Here is a 14,388-nt window from a genome sequence, read left to right as displayed (position 1 = left end):
TCGGCATCGCGGGGATCGATGTACTTCTCGATCCCCGCGATGCCGACGTTGTCGAGGTTCGTCACGCCGAGGATGTGGGCGGCCGCCGTCCCGTTCGGGTAGACGCGCTTGTGGTCGGGCAGGAAGCCGACGCCGGGGATGCCGAGGCGGTGGACCTCCGCCTGCTGCTTCGGGGTCAGCTCGCGCTTGACCCAGACGAAGCCCTTCTTGGTCGAGAGCTTGGCGCGCAGCTCCCCGGCGTTGAGCTGGGGCAGGACGGCGGTGAGCAGCTCCACCGCCTCGTCCTTGTCGTAGATGTTGCGGGGCTCGGCGAAGACCGAGACCGTGCGGATGTCGGTGGCGAGCACCTCGCCGTTGCGGTCGATGATGTCCGGGCGGATCGCGGTTGTCGAGGCCGCCGCCACCCGGTGCTCCTGGCTGGGGGGCTCGCCGAAGGCGGCCATGGCGAGGAGCTTCACCGAGATCGTGCCGAACACGCCCGCGAAGGCGAGGCCGACGAGCCCGACCCGGGCGTGGCTGCGCTCGATCGCGAGGCGGAACATCGCCCGTACGGTCTGCCCGAGCCGACCCTGGCGGGCGGTCTCGGCCGCGACGGCCGGCGCTTCGAGATGAGGATGGGCGTCTTCGGACACGGGGGCGCTACCTCGAGGCGGTGGCCGGAGCGGCGGTCGGGGTCCTGGTCGTCGTGGTGCGGGGCAGCGAGCCGGTGGTCTTCGGCTCGGGCCGCTCCTTGGGGGTGGCGGTGGCGGCGAGCAGGCGACCGATCTCGTCGCCGCGCTCGCGCTTGGCCGGCAGGTCGCTGATACGGCCGAGATGCTCGGTGCCGATGGTCTCCAGCGCCAGGTGCTTCTCCACGGCCGCCTGGAGGCGGTCGGGACGGGTCAGGAGCTGCCACTCGGCGCGCAGCACCGCGATCGACTGCCGCTCCTTGTGGAGCTGACCCTTCAGCTTCGAGACCTGTCCCGCCTGGTAGAGCGTGTCGTACTTGATCGAGTAGGCGTAGCCCGCCGAGCCGATCAGGCCGAGGACGGCGAGCAGGTTGAGCAGGCGGATCACCGGCGGCCTCCGGGGCGTGCGGCAGCGCCGGGCAGGCCGGCGAGGGTCTCGAGGCTCGTCAGCGGCTCCGGCGTCGGCGCATCGGTGCGCTCGGCCGCGCGCAGCTTGGCGGAGCGGGCGCGGGGGTTCTGCGCGATCTCGGCCTCGCTCGGGCCGACCGGGCCCTTGGTGACGGGGCGGAAGCTCTTCGGGACCGGCCGCTCGACGCCGGGCATGTGGCGCGAGGCCTGGACCGCCCGGCCGGAGCGGGCGGAGAGGAACTGCTTGACGATGCGGTCCTCGAGCGAGTGGAACGTCACCACCGCCAGCCGTCCGCCGGGTTCCAGAAGCCGCTCGGCGGCGTGGAGCGCCCGCACCAGCTCGCCGAGCTCGTCGTTCACCGCGATCCGCAGGCCCTGGAAGGTGCGCGTCGCCGGGTGGATCGGGCTGCCGGGCTCGGGCCTCACCACGCCGGCCACGAGGGCGGCGAGCTGCGCCGTCGTCTCGATGCGCTCGCGGCGGCGATGCTCGACGATGGCCCGCGCCACGGCCCGGGAGCGTCGCTCCTCGCCGTAGTGGAAGATGATGTCGGCGAGCTCGGCCTCCTCGGCCTCGTTGACGAGGTCGGCCGCGCTCGCGCCCTCGGCCGACATGCGCATGTCGAGGGGGCCGTCGTTGCGGAAGGAGAATCCCCGTTCCGCCCGGTCGAGCTGCATCGAGGAGACGCCGATGTCGAGCACGACCCAGCGGGCCGGCTCGCCGACGAGCCGGTCGAGCTCGCCGAAGCGGCCGGGCACCAGGCGCAGGCGGCCGCCCGATTCCGTCACGAGGGGCGCGCCGGCGGTAATCGCGGTCGGGTCGCGGTCGATGCCGGCGACGCGCACCTCGGGATCGGCGGCGAGAAGCGCGCGGGTGTAGCCGCCGGCCCCGAAGGTACCGTCGACGGCGAGCCCCGGCCCCTCGATCGCGAGCGCCGGCAGCACCGCCTCGAGGAGCACCGGCACGTGCGGAGCGGCGGGCGCCGCGCCGCGACTCACCGGGCGCCCCCGGCGCGAGGCCGCGAAGAAAGGCTTCGCGGACGGGAAACGGAATCCGGGCGTCGGATCATACGGGCCTGCCGCGCGGCGGGGCCGCGGGGCCGCGGCCCTCGAAGAGAGGACGGATCCCGCCGCATGGCGCCGGACACGGAAACGCGCGCACGAGACGGCCCGGCCGCTGCCGGGTGCCTCCGCCGATCCGTAAATCGCCGCTGACGGGATGCTGCCGGGTAACATGGGCCTCTGAGCGTCGTCAACGAGCCCCGGGCAGGGGCGCGGACGCTGCGGATCAGACATCAGCAAGGTTAACCGGTCGTAACCGTTTGCCGCGAAAGCTGAGCGCCGGCCGGCGTCTCGCGAGGGCGTCCGCAGGGCCTTCCGCACTGCATGGCGCAGGCGGCCCGGTGGCCGGGGAAGTCTTTGCGGGCGCGACGGAATACGGCGGATCAGCCGGCCTGTAAGCCGGGTTCTGTAGGGCCCGCTTCCCCTTGCGGGGACCGCGGACGCGGCAGCCATTCCTCTGGGACGGCCGTTGCCGGCCGCCTCGAGCAACCAACCCGGGCGACGGGCCTGGAGAGCGGGCCTGCCCAGCCCTCGCGGGCGGGCGTGTCGCCCCTATTCGGTCTTGCTCCCGGTGGGGTTTGCCGTGCCGTCCGCGTTGCCGCGTCCGCGGTGCGCTCTTACCGCACCCTTTCACCCTGACCCCATGCGGACATGGGGCGGTCTGCTCTCTGTGGCACTGTCCCTGGGGTCGCCCCCGCCGGACGTTATCCGGCACCGTCTCTCCATGGAGCCCGGACTTTCCTCCCCGGACCGGAGTCCGGAGCGGCCGCCCGGCCGGCTGATCCGCCCTTCCTGTGGCCCGCGGCCTGCTGCGGGGTCAAGCGGGAAGGCGCGCCTGCCCGTTCCGCAGGCATGCCCTTAATTCCGGCGGCCGCGTTGCGCGGCCCGCCCCGCGCCCCAGGTCCCATCGACGCCGGATCGTCCGCGCAGGGCGACGGCCGGCGCGGAGGAACCCGCCATGTCCGTCAACGACACCGTCTGGACCCTCGAAGCCGTCCAGTCCCTCACCGCAATGGCCCGCGAGCGCGTGCCCGTCTCCGTCATCAGCCTGCGGCTGAAACGGCCGATCGAGGCGGTCTCGGCCAAGCTCGCCGAGCTCGGCATCACGCCCGCCACCGAGACGCCGGAAGGCTGAAGGCCGCTACCAGGTCCCGGTGTTCTCCATCGAGGCCCAGGGCTCCTGCTTCGGCTTCGCCTCGCCCTTCTGCAGGATCTCGATGGAGATGCCGTCCGGCGATTTCACGAAAGCCATGCGCCCGTCGCGGGGCGGCCGGTTGATGGTCACGCCGCGCTCGGAGAGTCGCTGGCAGAAGGCATAGATGTCGTCGACCTGATAGGCGAGGTGGCCGAAGTTGCGCCCGCCCGTGTAGGTCTCTGGATCCCAGTTGTAGGTCAGCTCGACGAGGGGCGACCGCTCCGCCTCGGCGCGGGCGACGTCGCCGGGGGCGGCGAGGAAGACGAGGGTGAAGCGCCCGGCCTCATTGTCGACCCGGCGCATCTCCCGGAGGCCGAACGTGCCGACGTAGAAGTCGAGCGCTCGGTCGAGGTCGGCCACGCGGACCATCGTGTGCAGGTATTCCATCGGGCGCTCCTCCGCTGCCGGCGCCGCCGTAGATGGCGGCGGCCCGGAGGCCGGCAAGCCCCGGAGAGCCGGCGCCGCGGCGCGGCCGTCAGGCCGCGACGGCGTCCGCGAAATCGATGCGAGACTCGCCGGCCCCCGCGCGGCGCGGTTGCGCGGACGGCGCCAGCCGCTACTGGAAGGGCCGGCGCCACCCCGCCCGAGAGGTCTCCCGATGCGCACCGACACGCCCCAGACCGTCCGCCTGGAGGAGTACCGGCCGAGCGACCACCTGATCGACCGGGTCGAGCTCGACGTGCGCCTCGACGACCGCGAGACGCGCGTGAGCGCGGTGCTCGCCCTGCGCCCGAACCCCGCAGGCGAGGCCGGTGCGGCCCTTCGCCTCGACGGGGACGAGATCGACCTGGTGGCCCTGGAGCTGGACGGGGCCGTCCTCGCCCCGGACGATGTCACGGCCTCCCCCTCCGGCCTCGTCCTGCACGCGCCGCCGTCTCGGCCCTTCGTGCTGCGCATCGAGACCCGGCTCGATCCTTCCGCCAACACCAAGCTCATGGGCCTCTACCGGTCGGGGGGCGTCTACTGCACCCAGTGCGAGGCCGACGGCTTCCGGCGCATCACCTACTTCCTCGACCGGCCGGACGTGCTCAGCGTCTACACGACCCGCATCGAGGCGGACCGCGACGAGGCGCCGGTGCTGCTCGGCAACGGCAACCCGGTCGAGGCCGGCCCCGTGCCCGGCACGAACCGCCACTTCGCCGTCTGGCACGACCCGCACCCGAAGCCCGCCTACCTCTTCGCCCTGGTCGGCGGCCGGCTCGGGCGGGTCTCGGCGCCCTTCACGACGATGGAGGGGCGCACCGTCGAGGTCGCCGTGCATGTCGAGCCGGGGCGCGAGGCGCGGGCGGGCTACGCCCTCGACGCGACCCTGCGCGCCATGGCCTGGGACGAGCGGGCCTTCGGGCGCGCCTACGACCTCGACGTGTTCAACGTCGTGGCCGTCTCGGACTTCAACATGGGCGCGATGGAGAACAAGGGCCTCAACATCTTCAACGACAAGTACGTGCTCGCCTCGGCCGAAACCGCGACCGACGCGGACTACGCCAACATCGAGGCGATCATCGCCCACGAGTACTTCCACAACTGGTCGGGCAACCGCGTCACCTGCCGGGACTGGTTCCAGCTCTGCCTCAAGGAGGGGCTGACGGTCTTCCGCGACCAGGAGTTCTCCTCGGACATGCGCTCGCGGGCGGTCCACCGGATCGCCGAGGTGCGCACCCTGCGCGCCCGCCAGTTCCCGGAGGATGCGGGCCCGCTGAGCCACCCGGTGCGGCCCAGGCAATATGCCGAGATCAACAACTTCTACACGGCGACCGTCTACGAGAAGGGCGCCGAGATCGTGCGGATGCTGCGCACGCTCCTCGGGGCGGACACCTTCGCCGCCGGCATGGACCGCTACTTCGCCGAGAACGACGGCCGCGCCGCCACCGTCGAGGACTTCCTCGCCGCCTTCGCGCAGGCGAGCGGGCGCGACCTCGCGGGCTTCGCGCAGTGGTACGAGCATCCCGGCACGCCGCGCCTCTCGGTCGAGGGCCGCTACGATGCGCAGGCCCGCACCTACGCCCTGACCTTCCGCCAGAGCCTGCCCGGCGCGCCAGCGCTGATGATCCCGATCGCGCTCGGCCTCGTCGGCCCGCAGGGCGCCCTCGACGGCGCGACCTGCGACCGGGTGCGCGACGGCATCTTCGTCCTGGAGATGGCCTCCGACACCATCACCTTCGAGAATGTCGAGGCGCCCCCGGTGCCCTCCCTGCTGCGCGGCTTCTCGGCGCCGGTGCGCCTGGAGACGGCGCTGGGCGATGTCGACCGCCTGACGCTGCTCGCCCACGACCCCGATCCGTTCAACCGCTGGCAGGCGGCGCAGGGGCTCGCCTTGCGGCTGATGACCGGCGCCGCCGAGCCCGGCACGCGGGAGGCGTATGGCCGGGCGCTCGCCGGCTTCCTCGACACCGAGGCGCTGGCCGACCCCGCCTTCGCCGCCCTGATCCTCGCCCTGCCGGGCGAGGGCGACGTCGCCAACGAGATCGGCGAGGGCGTCGACCCGGACCGGATCCATGCGGCCCGCGAGGACCTGCGGCGGCATCTCGGCGCCGCGCTCGGCGTGCGTCTCTCGGCGCTCCGCGCGGCGCTGGCGGAGCCGCCCGGCGCCGGCTTCAGCCCCGACGCCGCCTCCGCCGGCCGCCGGGCGCTGCGCAACGCCGCCCTCGACCTCCTCGCCGCCGCCGACCCGGAGACGGGTGCGGCCGAGGCCGCCGCGCAGATCGAATCCGCCTCGACCATGACCGACCGCCTCGCGGCGCTCGCCGTGCTCTCGCTGATTCCGGGAGCGGCGCGGGAGCAGGCGCTGGACGCCTTCGGCGCCCGCTACGCCGACGAGCCCCTGGTCCTCGACAAATGGTTCGCCCTCCAGGCGGCGATCCCCGAGGCCGGCACGCTCGCGCGGATCGCGGCGCTCAGGACCCATCCGGCCTTCTCGATGACCAACCCGAATCGGGTGCGGGCCCTGATCGGCAGCTTCCCGCTCTCGAACCCGACGCAGTTCGCACGACCCGACGGCGCGGGCTTCGCCCTCGTCGCCGACGCGGTGCTCGCCCTCGACCCGATCAACCCGCAGATCGCCGCCAAGCTGCTGACGAGCTTCGGGTCCTGGCGGCTGCTGGAGCCCGGCCGAGGCAGGCTCGCCCGTGAGGCCCTGGAGCGCATTCGTGCAACGCCCACTCTTTCCCGAGACGTCGCCGACATCGCCGCGCGCAGCGTCGCCGGATAGGCGAGACCCGACAAACCCTTGAGCCGACTCTCGAAAACCGATTCCAGACGCTCGGATCGGACGGACTCGAACCGGCAGAAGAGTCAAGGTTTGAACAAAAAATGCCGTGGACAATCGGACGCGTTCGGTAAACATTTGGTCACGATTCGAGGCCGCGCTTCCGGGGTCCCGAAACGCTCACCGGACAGTCACGAGGCTCGGCCATGCCGGAGGCGGATTCCGCTTCCTTCTCCGCGCGTGCGGAAACGATCCTCGGCCTGCGCCGGACCGCTCCGAAGGGCGGTCGCCTCGCGGTGGTCGAGCTCTGGCTGCGCAGCGCCCTGCCGGGCGTGCTCGTCCTCTTCCTCGTCGGGCTGATCGGCTTCAGCGTCATGCACCTGCGCCTGCAGCGAGACGAGACGCTGCGAGCGGCGAGCGCCGAGATCGAGAGCTTCACGCGGCTCGCCGCCCACGCGCTGAAGGGCGAGAGCGGCCTGTCGGCGCCCGCCCTCCAGGACCGCCTCACCCAGCTGATGCCCCCCGAGGCGGCGCTCGCCGGGCGCCGGCTCCTCGTGATCTCGCCGAGCGCGCGGATCGAGGCGGCCCATCCGCCGGCCTCCGGCTCCCTCTCGGACGCGATCGGCGAGGCCGAGACCCTCTCGACCTTCGGGGCGCGGGCCGGCGTCGTGCGCCTCGCCCTGCCGGACGGCTCGGAGGCGCTCGGCGCCATGCACGCGGTGCCGGGCGATGCCCGGCGCGTCGCGGTGGTCCACCCCGTCGAGGCGATCACCGAGCGCTGGCACGCGCAGATGCGCCAGCAGATGCTGCTGCTCGCCGCCACCGCCCTCGTCGTGATCGGGATCGGCCTCGCCTACGGGCTCCAGACCCGCCGGGCCCACGCCGCCGACCAGCTCTGCGACCAGGTGCGCTCGCGCCTCGACGCCGCCCTCTGCCGGGGTGGCAGCGGGCTGTGGGACTGGAACATCGCCAGCGGCAGCATCTACTGGTCGGATTCCATGTACCAGCTCCTCGGCTACCGCCGGCAGAGCGAGTTCATGGATTTCGGCACCGTGAACGCCCTGGTCCACCCGGAGGACGGCGACCTCTACAGCCTGGCGCGCAACCTCGCCGCGAGCGAGAGCGCCGTCGACCACGCCTTCCGGGTCCGCAACGCGCAGGGGTCCTACGTCTGGCTGCGCACCCGCGCCGAGGTCGTCACCGACGCCGCCAACGGCAGCCGCCACCTCGTCGGGCTCGCCGTCGACATCACCGAGCAGCGCCAGCTCCTCGAGACCACCGCCACCGCCGACATGCGCCTGCGCGATGCCATCGAGGCGATCTCGGAGGCCTTCGTCCTCTGGGACACCGGCAACCGCCTCGTGCTGTGCAACTCGAAGTTCCGGCACCTGCACGCGCTGAGCCCCGAGGACGCGCAGCCGGGCCGCCGCTACTCCGAGATCATGGGCCGGGGCGTGCTCCCCCAGATCCGCCGGGAGCTACCCGACCGGGAGACGGCGGCCGGCGCCACGTCCCGCACCTTCGAGGCCGAGCTCGCCGACGGGCGCTGGCTCCAGATCAGCGAGCGGCGCACCAAGGACGGCGGCTACGTCTCGGTCGGCACCGACATCACCAACCTCAAGCGCCAGCAGGAGCAGCTCGTCGCCTCCGAGCGCGAGCTGATCAACACGGTCCAGGACCTCAAGACGTCGCGCAAGACCCTGGTGCTCCAGACCCATCAGCTCGCCGACCTCGCCGAGCGCTACCTCGACCAGAAGGCCGCCGCCGAGACCGCCAACCAGGCGAAGTCCGAGTTCCTGGCCACCATGAGCCACGAGCTGCGCACGCCGCTCAACGCCATCATCGGCTTCGCCGAGCTGATGGAGAGCGAGGTCTACGGCCCCCTCGGCTCCCCCCGCTACACCGAGTACTGCCGGGACGTGCGCGAGAGCGGCGGCTACCTGCTCTCGGTCATCGACGACATCCTGCACATGGCCCGCCTCGAGGCCCGGCGGGTCAGCCTCGACAAGCGCGAGATCGCCGTCGAGAGCGGCGTGCGCACGGCGCTCCGCCTCGTCGAGACCGCGGCGCGGTCCAAGAACATCGCGGTCACCGTCGACCTTCGCGCCGCCCGGCCGCTGCTCGCCGACGAGCGCGCCCTCCAGCAGATCCTCGTCAACCTCGTCGAGAACGCGGTGAAGTTCACCCAGCCCGGCGGCCGCGTCGTGGTGCGCGCCCGTCCCGCCGGGGACAACGTGCACGTCTACGTCGAGGACAACGGCATCGGCATCCCCCGGAGCGCCCTGACCCGCCTCGGGCGGCCCTTCACCCAGGTCGAGACCAATCTGACCCGCAGCCACCGGGGCTCCGGCCTCGGGCTCGCCATCGCCCGCTCCAACGCCGAGATGCAGGGCGGATCCCTGCGCCTGCGCTCCCAGGAGGGTGTCGGCACCATCGTCCTGGTGCGGCTGCCCGCGGTGACGCCCGAGCGGCTGGCGGCGCTCGCCGCCGAGGCCGCGCAGAAGACCGTCGCGGACCTCAGGGCGGTGGCCGGCGCCAGCCCGTCCCGCCCCCGCCTCGGCCACGCGATCTGACCCTCCGCAAAACCCGTCAGGCGAGCAGACGCTCGAACAGCGCGCGCGCCTGCGCCCGCTCGCCGTCGAGCCGGGCGAGGAGGGCCTTGGCATCGGGCTGACCGGCGGCGGCGGCGAGCCGTGCCATCGCCACGGGCGAGGCCGAGGCGGCCTCCCCCTCGACCATCAGGCGCTGCCAGTGGTGCACGTCGTCGAGGAGCCGGTAGGCGCCGCACAGGGCCTCCGCATCCGCTGGATCGAGGAGGCCGCAGGCCCCGGCGCGCTCGAACACCTCCGGGGCGTCCGGGGCCTCGCCCTCCGCATCTCCGAGAAGCGCGGGATGGCCGGCGGCGTGGGCGAGCACCAAGCCTTGCGCGAGAAAGTCGAGGTCGAGAAGACCGCCCGGAGCGAGCTTGAGGTCGAGGGGGCCGCCGTCGCCCTTCTCCCGCTCGACGAGGGCGCGCATCTCCCGCACCCGCGCGCGGACCTCCGCCGCGTCCCGCGCTCGGGCCACGGCCGCGCGGATCACCGCCCGGACCTCGCCGGCGAGGCCGGCATCGCCGCAGACCACGCGGGCGCGGGTCAGCGCCATCTCCTCCCAGGGCTCGGCCTCCTCGCGCAGGTAGGTCGCGAGGCTGCGTCCTTGCGTGGCGATCATGCCCTGGCCGCCGCTGGGGCGTAGGCGCAGATCCACCTCGTAGAGGCCGCCCCGCCGGGTCGGCGCGGTGAGCGCCGCCACGAGCCGCTGCGTCAGGCGGTTGTAGTAGACGCCGGCATCGAGCGGCCGGCGCCCGTCGCTGCTGCGGTCCTCGGGGTCGAAATCGTAGACCACCACGAGGTCGAGATCGGACTCGGCAGTGAGCTGGCGCGAGCCGAGCCGCCCGAAGCCGAGGATCGCGATCCGGCCGCCGGGGACGCGCCCGTGCTCGGCCTCGAAGGTCTCCTTCACGGCGTCGAGCGCCGCTGACACCGCCGCATCGGCGATGCCGGAGAAGGCCCGGCCGGCGCCGGCCGGATCGAGGATGCCGGACAGGAGCCGCGCCCCGGTGACGAAGCGCATCTGGCGAGCGGCGTCGCGGCTGCGGTCGAGGAACTCCTCGAAGGCGGCCGGCCGGCCGACGAGCGCCCGGTAGGTCTCGGCGAGGCGGTCCGTCTCCGTCGTCGGCCGCACGAAGGCCGGGTCGATCACCGCGTCGAGCACGTGCGGGCTGAAGGCGACGGTGTCGGCGAGCCGGGGGGCGCTGCCGAGGAAGTCGGCGAAGAGCAGCCGCAGCCGCTCGTGGGAGCGCAGGATGGTCAGGAGCTCGACCGCCGCCGGCATCCGCTCGAAGGCGCGGTCGAGGGCGGCGAGCGCCGCGTCCGGGTCCGGCGTGCCGCCGAGCGCCTGCATGAGCGCCGGCACCAGCTCGGTCAGCACCTCGCGGGCACGGGCGCTGCGCACCGCCGCGCGGCGCCCGAAATGCCAGCCCCGCACGGTCTCGGCCACGGTCTCCGGCTCGCGGAAGCCCAGCGCGCGCAGGGTCGCGAGCGTCTCCGGGTCGTCGTTCGCGCCGCTGAAGACGAGGTTGCCGACGCCGGCCGAGAGGTCGGGCTCGGCCTCGAACAGCAGCGCGTAGTGGCCCTGCACGGCCCTGGCATGGCCGAGCAGCGCCTCGCGGAAGGCATCGAGACCGGGAAAGCCGGCAAAGCGGGCAAAACTCTCCAGGGCGGCCTCGTCGGCAGGCAGGCGCTGGGTCTGCTCGTCGGCGACCATCTGGAGCCGGTGCTCGATGCCACGCAGGAAGCGGTAGGCGGCGGCCATCTCGTCGCGGGCGTGTCCATCGATCCAGCCCTCCTCCGTGAGGCTCGCCAGCATCTCGACGGTGCGGCGGCCCCGCAGCGCCGGACGGCGCCCGCCGAACACGAGCTGCTGCGTCTGCACGAAGAACTCGACCTCGCGGATGCCGCCGCGCCCGAGCTTGATGTCGTGGCCGGCCACCCCGATCACGTCGTGCCCGCGCACGGCGTGGATCTGGCGCTTCATGGCGTGGACGTCAGCGATCGAGGCGAAGTCGAAATACTTGCGCCAGACGAAGGGCCGCAGTTCCTTCAGAAACTCCTCGCCCGCCGGGATGTCGCCGGCGATGGCCCGCGCCTTGATAAAGGCCGCCCGCTCCCAGTTCTGGCCGAGCGTCTCGTAATAGACATAGGCCGAGTTCAGCGACATCGCGGTCGGCGTCGAGCCGGGATCGGGGCGCAGGCGGTAGTCCACGCGGTGGACGTAGCCCTCCCCCGTGCGGTCCTGGAGCAGGCGCCCCATGCCCTGCGCGAGCCGGCTGAAGAAGGGCGTCGGCTCCACTCCTTCCCGCAGGGGCACGCGCTCGGGGTCGAAGAACACGATCAGGTCGATGTCGCTGGAGTAGTTCAGCTCCCGCGCCCCGAGCTTGCCGAGGCCGAGCACGACGAGGCCGGAGCCCGCCTGAGGATGCGCCGGATCGGGCGGCAGGAAGCGGCCCGCAGTCGCCGCCTGCCCGAGAAGCGCATCGAGGGCGGCCGAGACCGAGGCGTCGGCGAAGTCCGAGAGCGAGCCCGTCACCGCGTCGAGGTCCCAGGCGCCGCCGATATCGGCGAGCGCCACGAGAAGGGCGTGGGTCGCCCGGTTCCGACGCAGGCGCGCGCCCACCGCGTCGAGATCGATGGCGCCGCCCTCCCCCGGACGCCCGGCGGCGGCCTGGTCGGCGACGAGGGCGGCGGCCGCCTCCTCGGGCGGCGCGTCGAGGAGATGCGCGAGCGCCTTCGGATCGCGCAGCGCGATCTGCCAGAGGAAGGGAGAGTGCTCGGCGATGCCCGCGAGCAGCGCCCGGACCCGCTTCGGCTCGCGCTTGAGGCCCGGCAGCTCGGCGAGCCGCTCCGCCGCGGCATCGGGATCGGAGAGGACCGGCGCCGCGACGATCCGGTCGCGCAGGGCGCCGCTCACGCCGGGCGCTCCGCCGGCAGCGCGATCTCCACCCGCAGGCCGGGGGCGTTGTCCTTCAGGGCGAGCGTGCCCTGGTGCAGGCGCACCACCGCGTTGACGAGGCTCAGCCCGAGACCGAAGCCGGGGCGGGAGCGGGCATCCTCCAGGCGCACGAAGCGATCGAGCACCCGCTCGCGCTCGCCCTCCGGAATGCCCGGTCCCCGATCCGCCACGTTCAGCACGATCCGTTCGCCCTCCCGCCGCGCCTCGAGGGCGATGCCGTCCCGCCCGCCATACTTGATCGCGTTGTCGAGGAGATTGGCAAGCGCCTGCCCGATCAGCTCGCGGCTGCCCTGGACGATCAGCCCCTCGCCCGCGCTGACGGCGAGCGGCAGGCCGCGCTCCTCGGCCAGGGGCTCGTAGAGCTCGCAGACCTCGCGGGCGGCGGCGCCGACATCGACGGGGCCGAGCGGGCTGGTGCCGCTGCCGGCCTCCAGGCGGGCGATCATCAGGAGGGCGTTGAAGATGCGGATGAGCCCGTCGCTCTCCTCGATCACCGAATCGAGGGCGGCGCGGAGCGCGTCGGGCGTCTCGGCGGTGCGCAGGGCCTCGTCGGCCCGGTTGCGCAGGCGGGTGAGCGGCGTCTTGAGGTCGTGGGCGATGTTGTCGGAGACCTCCCGCAGACCGTGCATCAGTTCGCCGATGCGCTCCAGCATGGCGTTGAGGTTCTGCGCGAGGCGGTCGAGCTCGTCGCCGTTGCCGGAGACGGGCAGGCGCCCGCCGAGATCGCCGGCCATGATGGTGCGGGTCGTCTCGGTCATGGCGTCGACCCGGCCGAGCACCCGGCGGGCGACGAAGAAGCCGCCGAAGACGCCGAGCACCACGACGAGGGCCAGCGACGAGCCGAAGGCTCGGCCGATCACGGCGCGCAGGCGGTCGCGCTCCTCGGTGTCGCGCCCGACCATCAGGCGGAAGCCGCCGGGGAGCGTGAAGATGCGCATGATCGCGCGATGCTCCAGGCCCCGCTCCAGCCGGCCCTCCTCGCTGCCGCGGTTGTAGGAGGCCTCGACCTGACCCGGCGCGGCGAGGAGCCCCGCCGGCACCTCCGAGACGTTGCCGGCGACGTGCTGCCCCTGCGCCGTCGTCACGAGGTAGAGGGAGGCGCCGGGCTCGCGGGAGCGGCGCTCGACCACGTTGATGAGACGGCGGAGCCCTCCGGCGTTGTACTGCTCGGCGAGCCCGTTGATCTCGGCATCGACGGTGGAGAGGATCTGGTCGTCGAGGACACGTCGCGCGTTCCAGGCGACGTAGCCGAGCGCAAGGAAGGCGAAGACCGCGAAGACCACGAGATAGGCGAGCGACAGCTTGAAGGCGGTCGTGCGCAGGAGCTTCTGCAACCGGGAGAGCGCGCCCTCGCCGGGCGCCGGAGCCGACGCGCTCAAGCCGGCCGGGCGCCCTCGGCGCGCAACATGTAGCCGGCTCCGCGCACGGTCTGGATCATGGCGTGCTCGAAGTCGCGGTCGATCTTGGCGCGCAGCCGCGAGACGTGGACGTCGATGACGTTGGTCTGCGGGTCGAAATGGTAGTCCCAGACGTTCTCCAGGAGCATCGTGCGGGTGACGACCTGACCGGCATGACGCATCAGGTACTCCAGCAGGCGGAACTCGCGGGGCTGGAGCAGGATCTCGCGGCCGGCGCGGGTGACGCGATGGGAGAGGCGGTCGAGGGAGAGGTCGCCGACCCGGTAGGCCGTGGTCTCGGCGCTTCCGGGCACCGCGGCACGGCGGCGGGCCAGCACCTCGGCGCGGGCGAGAAGCTCGGAGAAGGCGTAGGGCTTGGGCAGGTAGTCGTCGCCGCCCGCCCGCAGGCCCTTCACCCGATCGTCGACCTGGCCGAGAGCGGAGAGGAACAGAACCGGCGTCGTCACGCCCTGCTCGCGGAGCGACCGCACCAGGGACAGACCATCGAGCTTCGGCAGCATCCGGTCGACGATGAGCACGTCGTAGTCGCCGCCCTGCGCGAGCGCGTAGCCGTCGAGCCCGTCGCCCGCCGTGTCCGGCATATGCCCCGACTCGCGAAAGGCCTTGGCGAGATAGGCGAGGGCGTCGCGGTCGTCCTCGATGATGAGAAGGCGCATGGCGCCCCTTGATAGGCGCTCGAGCGCGCTCGGGGAACGGCCTTCGGTATCGGGGAGTGCGACCATGGGGACTTCCTCGCAGGAGGATCGGTCCCTGGTAGCGGAGCGCAGCTTTCCCGGAGACGACCGGCGCATGAACCATCGGTCATGTGCCGGGCCCGAACGCACGAAAGGGCCGCTCCTTGCGGAGGCGGCCCTTTCGAATAGCGTATCGTTTGAGGGGATGTTT

9 protein-coding genes, 1 other RNA gene and 1 pseudogene are annotated in these 14,388 nt (G+C 72.9%); 3 read left to right on the top strand and 8 right to left on the bottom strand.

The features are described from left to right. The 4 genes and pseudogenes from MFF04_RS20970 to rnpB form a co-directional block, all read right to left on the bottom strand. Positions 1 to 632, bottom strand: a pseudogene (locus tag MFF04_RS20970) (penicillin-binding protein 2); the annotation flags it as partial. A gap of 7 nt (positions 633 to 639) precedes the next feature. Next, a complete protein-coding gene (gene ftsL, locus MFF04_RS20965) occupies positions 640 to 1,056 on the bottom strand; it encodes a cell division protein FtsL (RefSeq protein ID WP_238278821.1) in 417 nt (138 codons plus the stop codon). After that, on the bottom strand, positions 1,053 to 2,072 hold the full coding sequence (rsmH, locus tag MFF04_RS20960) for a 16S rRNA (cytosine(1402)-N(4))-methyltransferase RsmH (protein ID WP_238278819.1): 1,020 nt from the start codon (positions 2,070 to 2,072) through the stop codon (positions 1,053 to 1,055). The genes ftsL and rsmH overlap by 4 nt, the downstream gene beginning before the upstream one ends. 442 nt (positions 2,073 to 2,514) lie before the next feature. Continuing rightward, an RNA gene (gene rnpB, locus MFF04_RS20955) (RNase P RNA component class A) lies at positions 2,515 to 2,917 on the bottom strand. Between the two features lie 176 nt (positions 2,918 to 3,093). On the opposite strand from rnpB, the gene MFF04_RS20950 reads away from it, so the two are divergent. After that, the gene (locus tag MFF04_RS20950) at positions 3,094 to 3,270 is read left to right on the top strand and encodes a hypothetical protein (RefSeq protein WP_238278816.1); all 177 of its coding nucleotides are present in this window, start codon (positions 3,094 to 3,096) and stop codon (positions 3,268 to 3,270) included. Positions 3,271 to 3,276: 6 nt separating this feature from the next. On the opposite strand, the gene MFF04_RS20945 is transcribed toward MFF04_RS20950, so the two are convergent. After that, positions 3,277 to 3,717 (bottom strand): VOC family protein, encoded by a 441-nt coding sequence (locus tag MFF04_RS20945; RefSeq protein ID WP_238278814.1) that lies wholly within the window; start codon positions 3,715 to 3,717, stop codon positions 3,277 to 3,279. Positions 3,718 to 3,928: 211 nt separating this feature from the next. On the opposite strand from MFF04_RS20945, the gene pepN reads away from it, so the two are divergent. Together pepN and MFF04_RS20935 are read left to right on the top strand one after the other, a co-directional pair. Then, a complete protein-coding gene (pepN, locus tag MFF04_RS20940) occupies positions 3,929 to 6,538 on the top strand; it encodes an aminopeptidase N (RefSeq protein ID WP_238278813.1) in 2,610 nt (869 codons plus the stop codon). 203 nt (positions 6,539 to 6,741) lie between these two features. Further along, a complete protein-coding gene (locus tag MFF04_RS20935; RefSeq protein ID WP_238278812.1) occupies positions 6,742 to 9,108 on the top strand; it encodes a PAS domain-containing sensor histidine kinase in 2,367 nt (788 codons plus the stop codon). Between the two features lie 16 nt (positions 9,109 to 9,124). Here the strand turns inward: MFF04_RS20935 and MFF04_RS20930 are convergent, their stop codons facing one another. Genes MFF04_RS20930 through MFF04_RS20920 form a run of 3 tightly spaced genes read right to left on the bottom strand, consistent with a single transcriptional unit; the run spans position 9,125 to position 14,159 of the window. After that, positions 9,125 to 12,043, bottom strand: a complete 2,919-nt coding sequence (locus tag MFF04_RS20930; RefSeq protein ID WP_238278810.1) for a bifunctional [glutamine synthetase] adenylyltransferase/[glutamine synthetase]-adenylyl-L-tyrosine phosphorylase — start codon at positions 12,041 to 12,043, stop codon at positions 9,125 to 9,127. Continuing rightward, complete coding sequence (locus MFF04_RS20925) at positions 12,040 to 13,464, bottom strand: sensor histidine kinase (protein ID WP_238278808.1); 1,425 nt, start codon at positions 13,462 to 13,464, stop codon at positions 12,040 to 12,042. The genes MFF04_RS20930 and MFF04_RS20925 overlap by 4 nt, the downstream gene beginning before the upstream one ends. Continuing rightward, positions 13,461 to 14,159: a response regulator transcription factor gene (locus tag MFF04_RS20920; protein WP_238278806.1), complete on the bottom strand. Its 699-nt coding sequence runs from the start codon at positions 14,157 to 14,159 to the stop codon at positions 13,461 to 13,463. Before MFF04_RS20920 ends, MFF04_RS20925 begins: the two co-directional genes overlap by 4 nt. Positions 14,160 to 14,388 lie beyond the last annotated feature (229 nt).

The organism is Methylobacterium jeotgali, assembly GCF_022179345.1.
Lineage (GTDB): Bacteria > Pseudomonadota > Alphaproteobacteria > Rhizobiales > Beijerinckiaceae > Methylobacterium > Methylobacterium jeotgali.
This window is presented reverse-complemented; position numbering and strand designations above follow the sequence as displayed.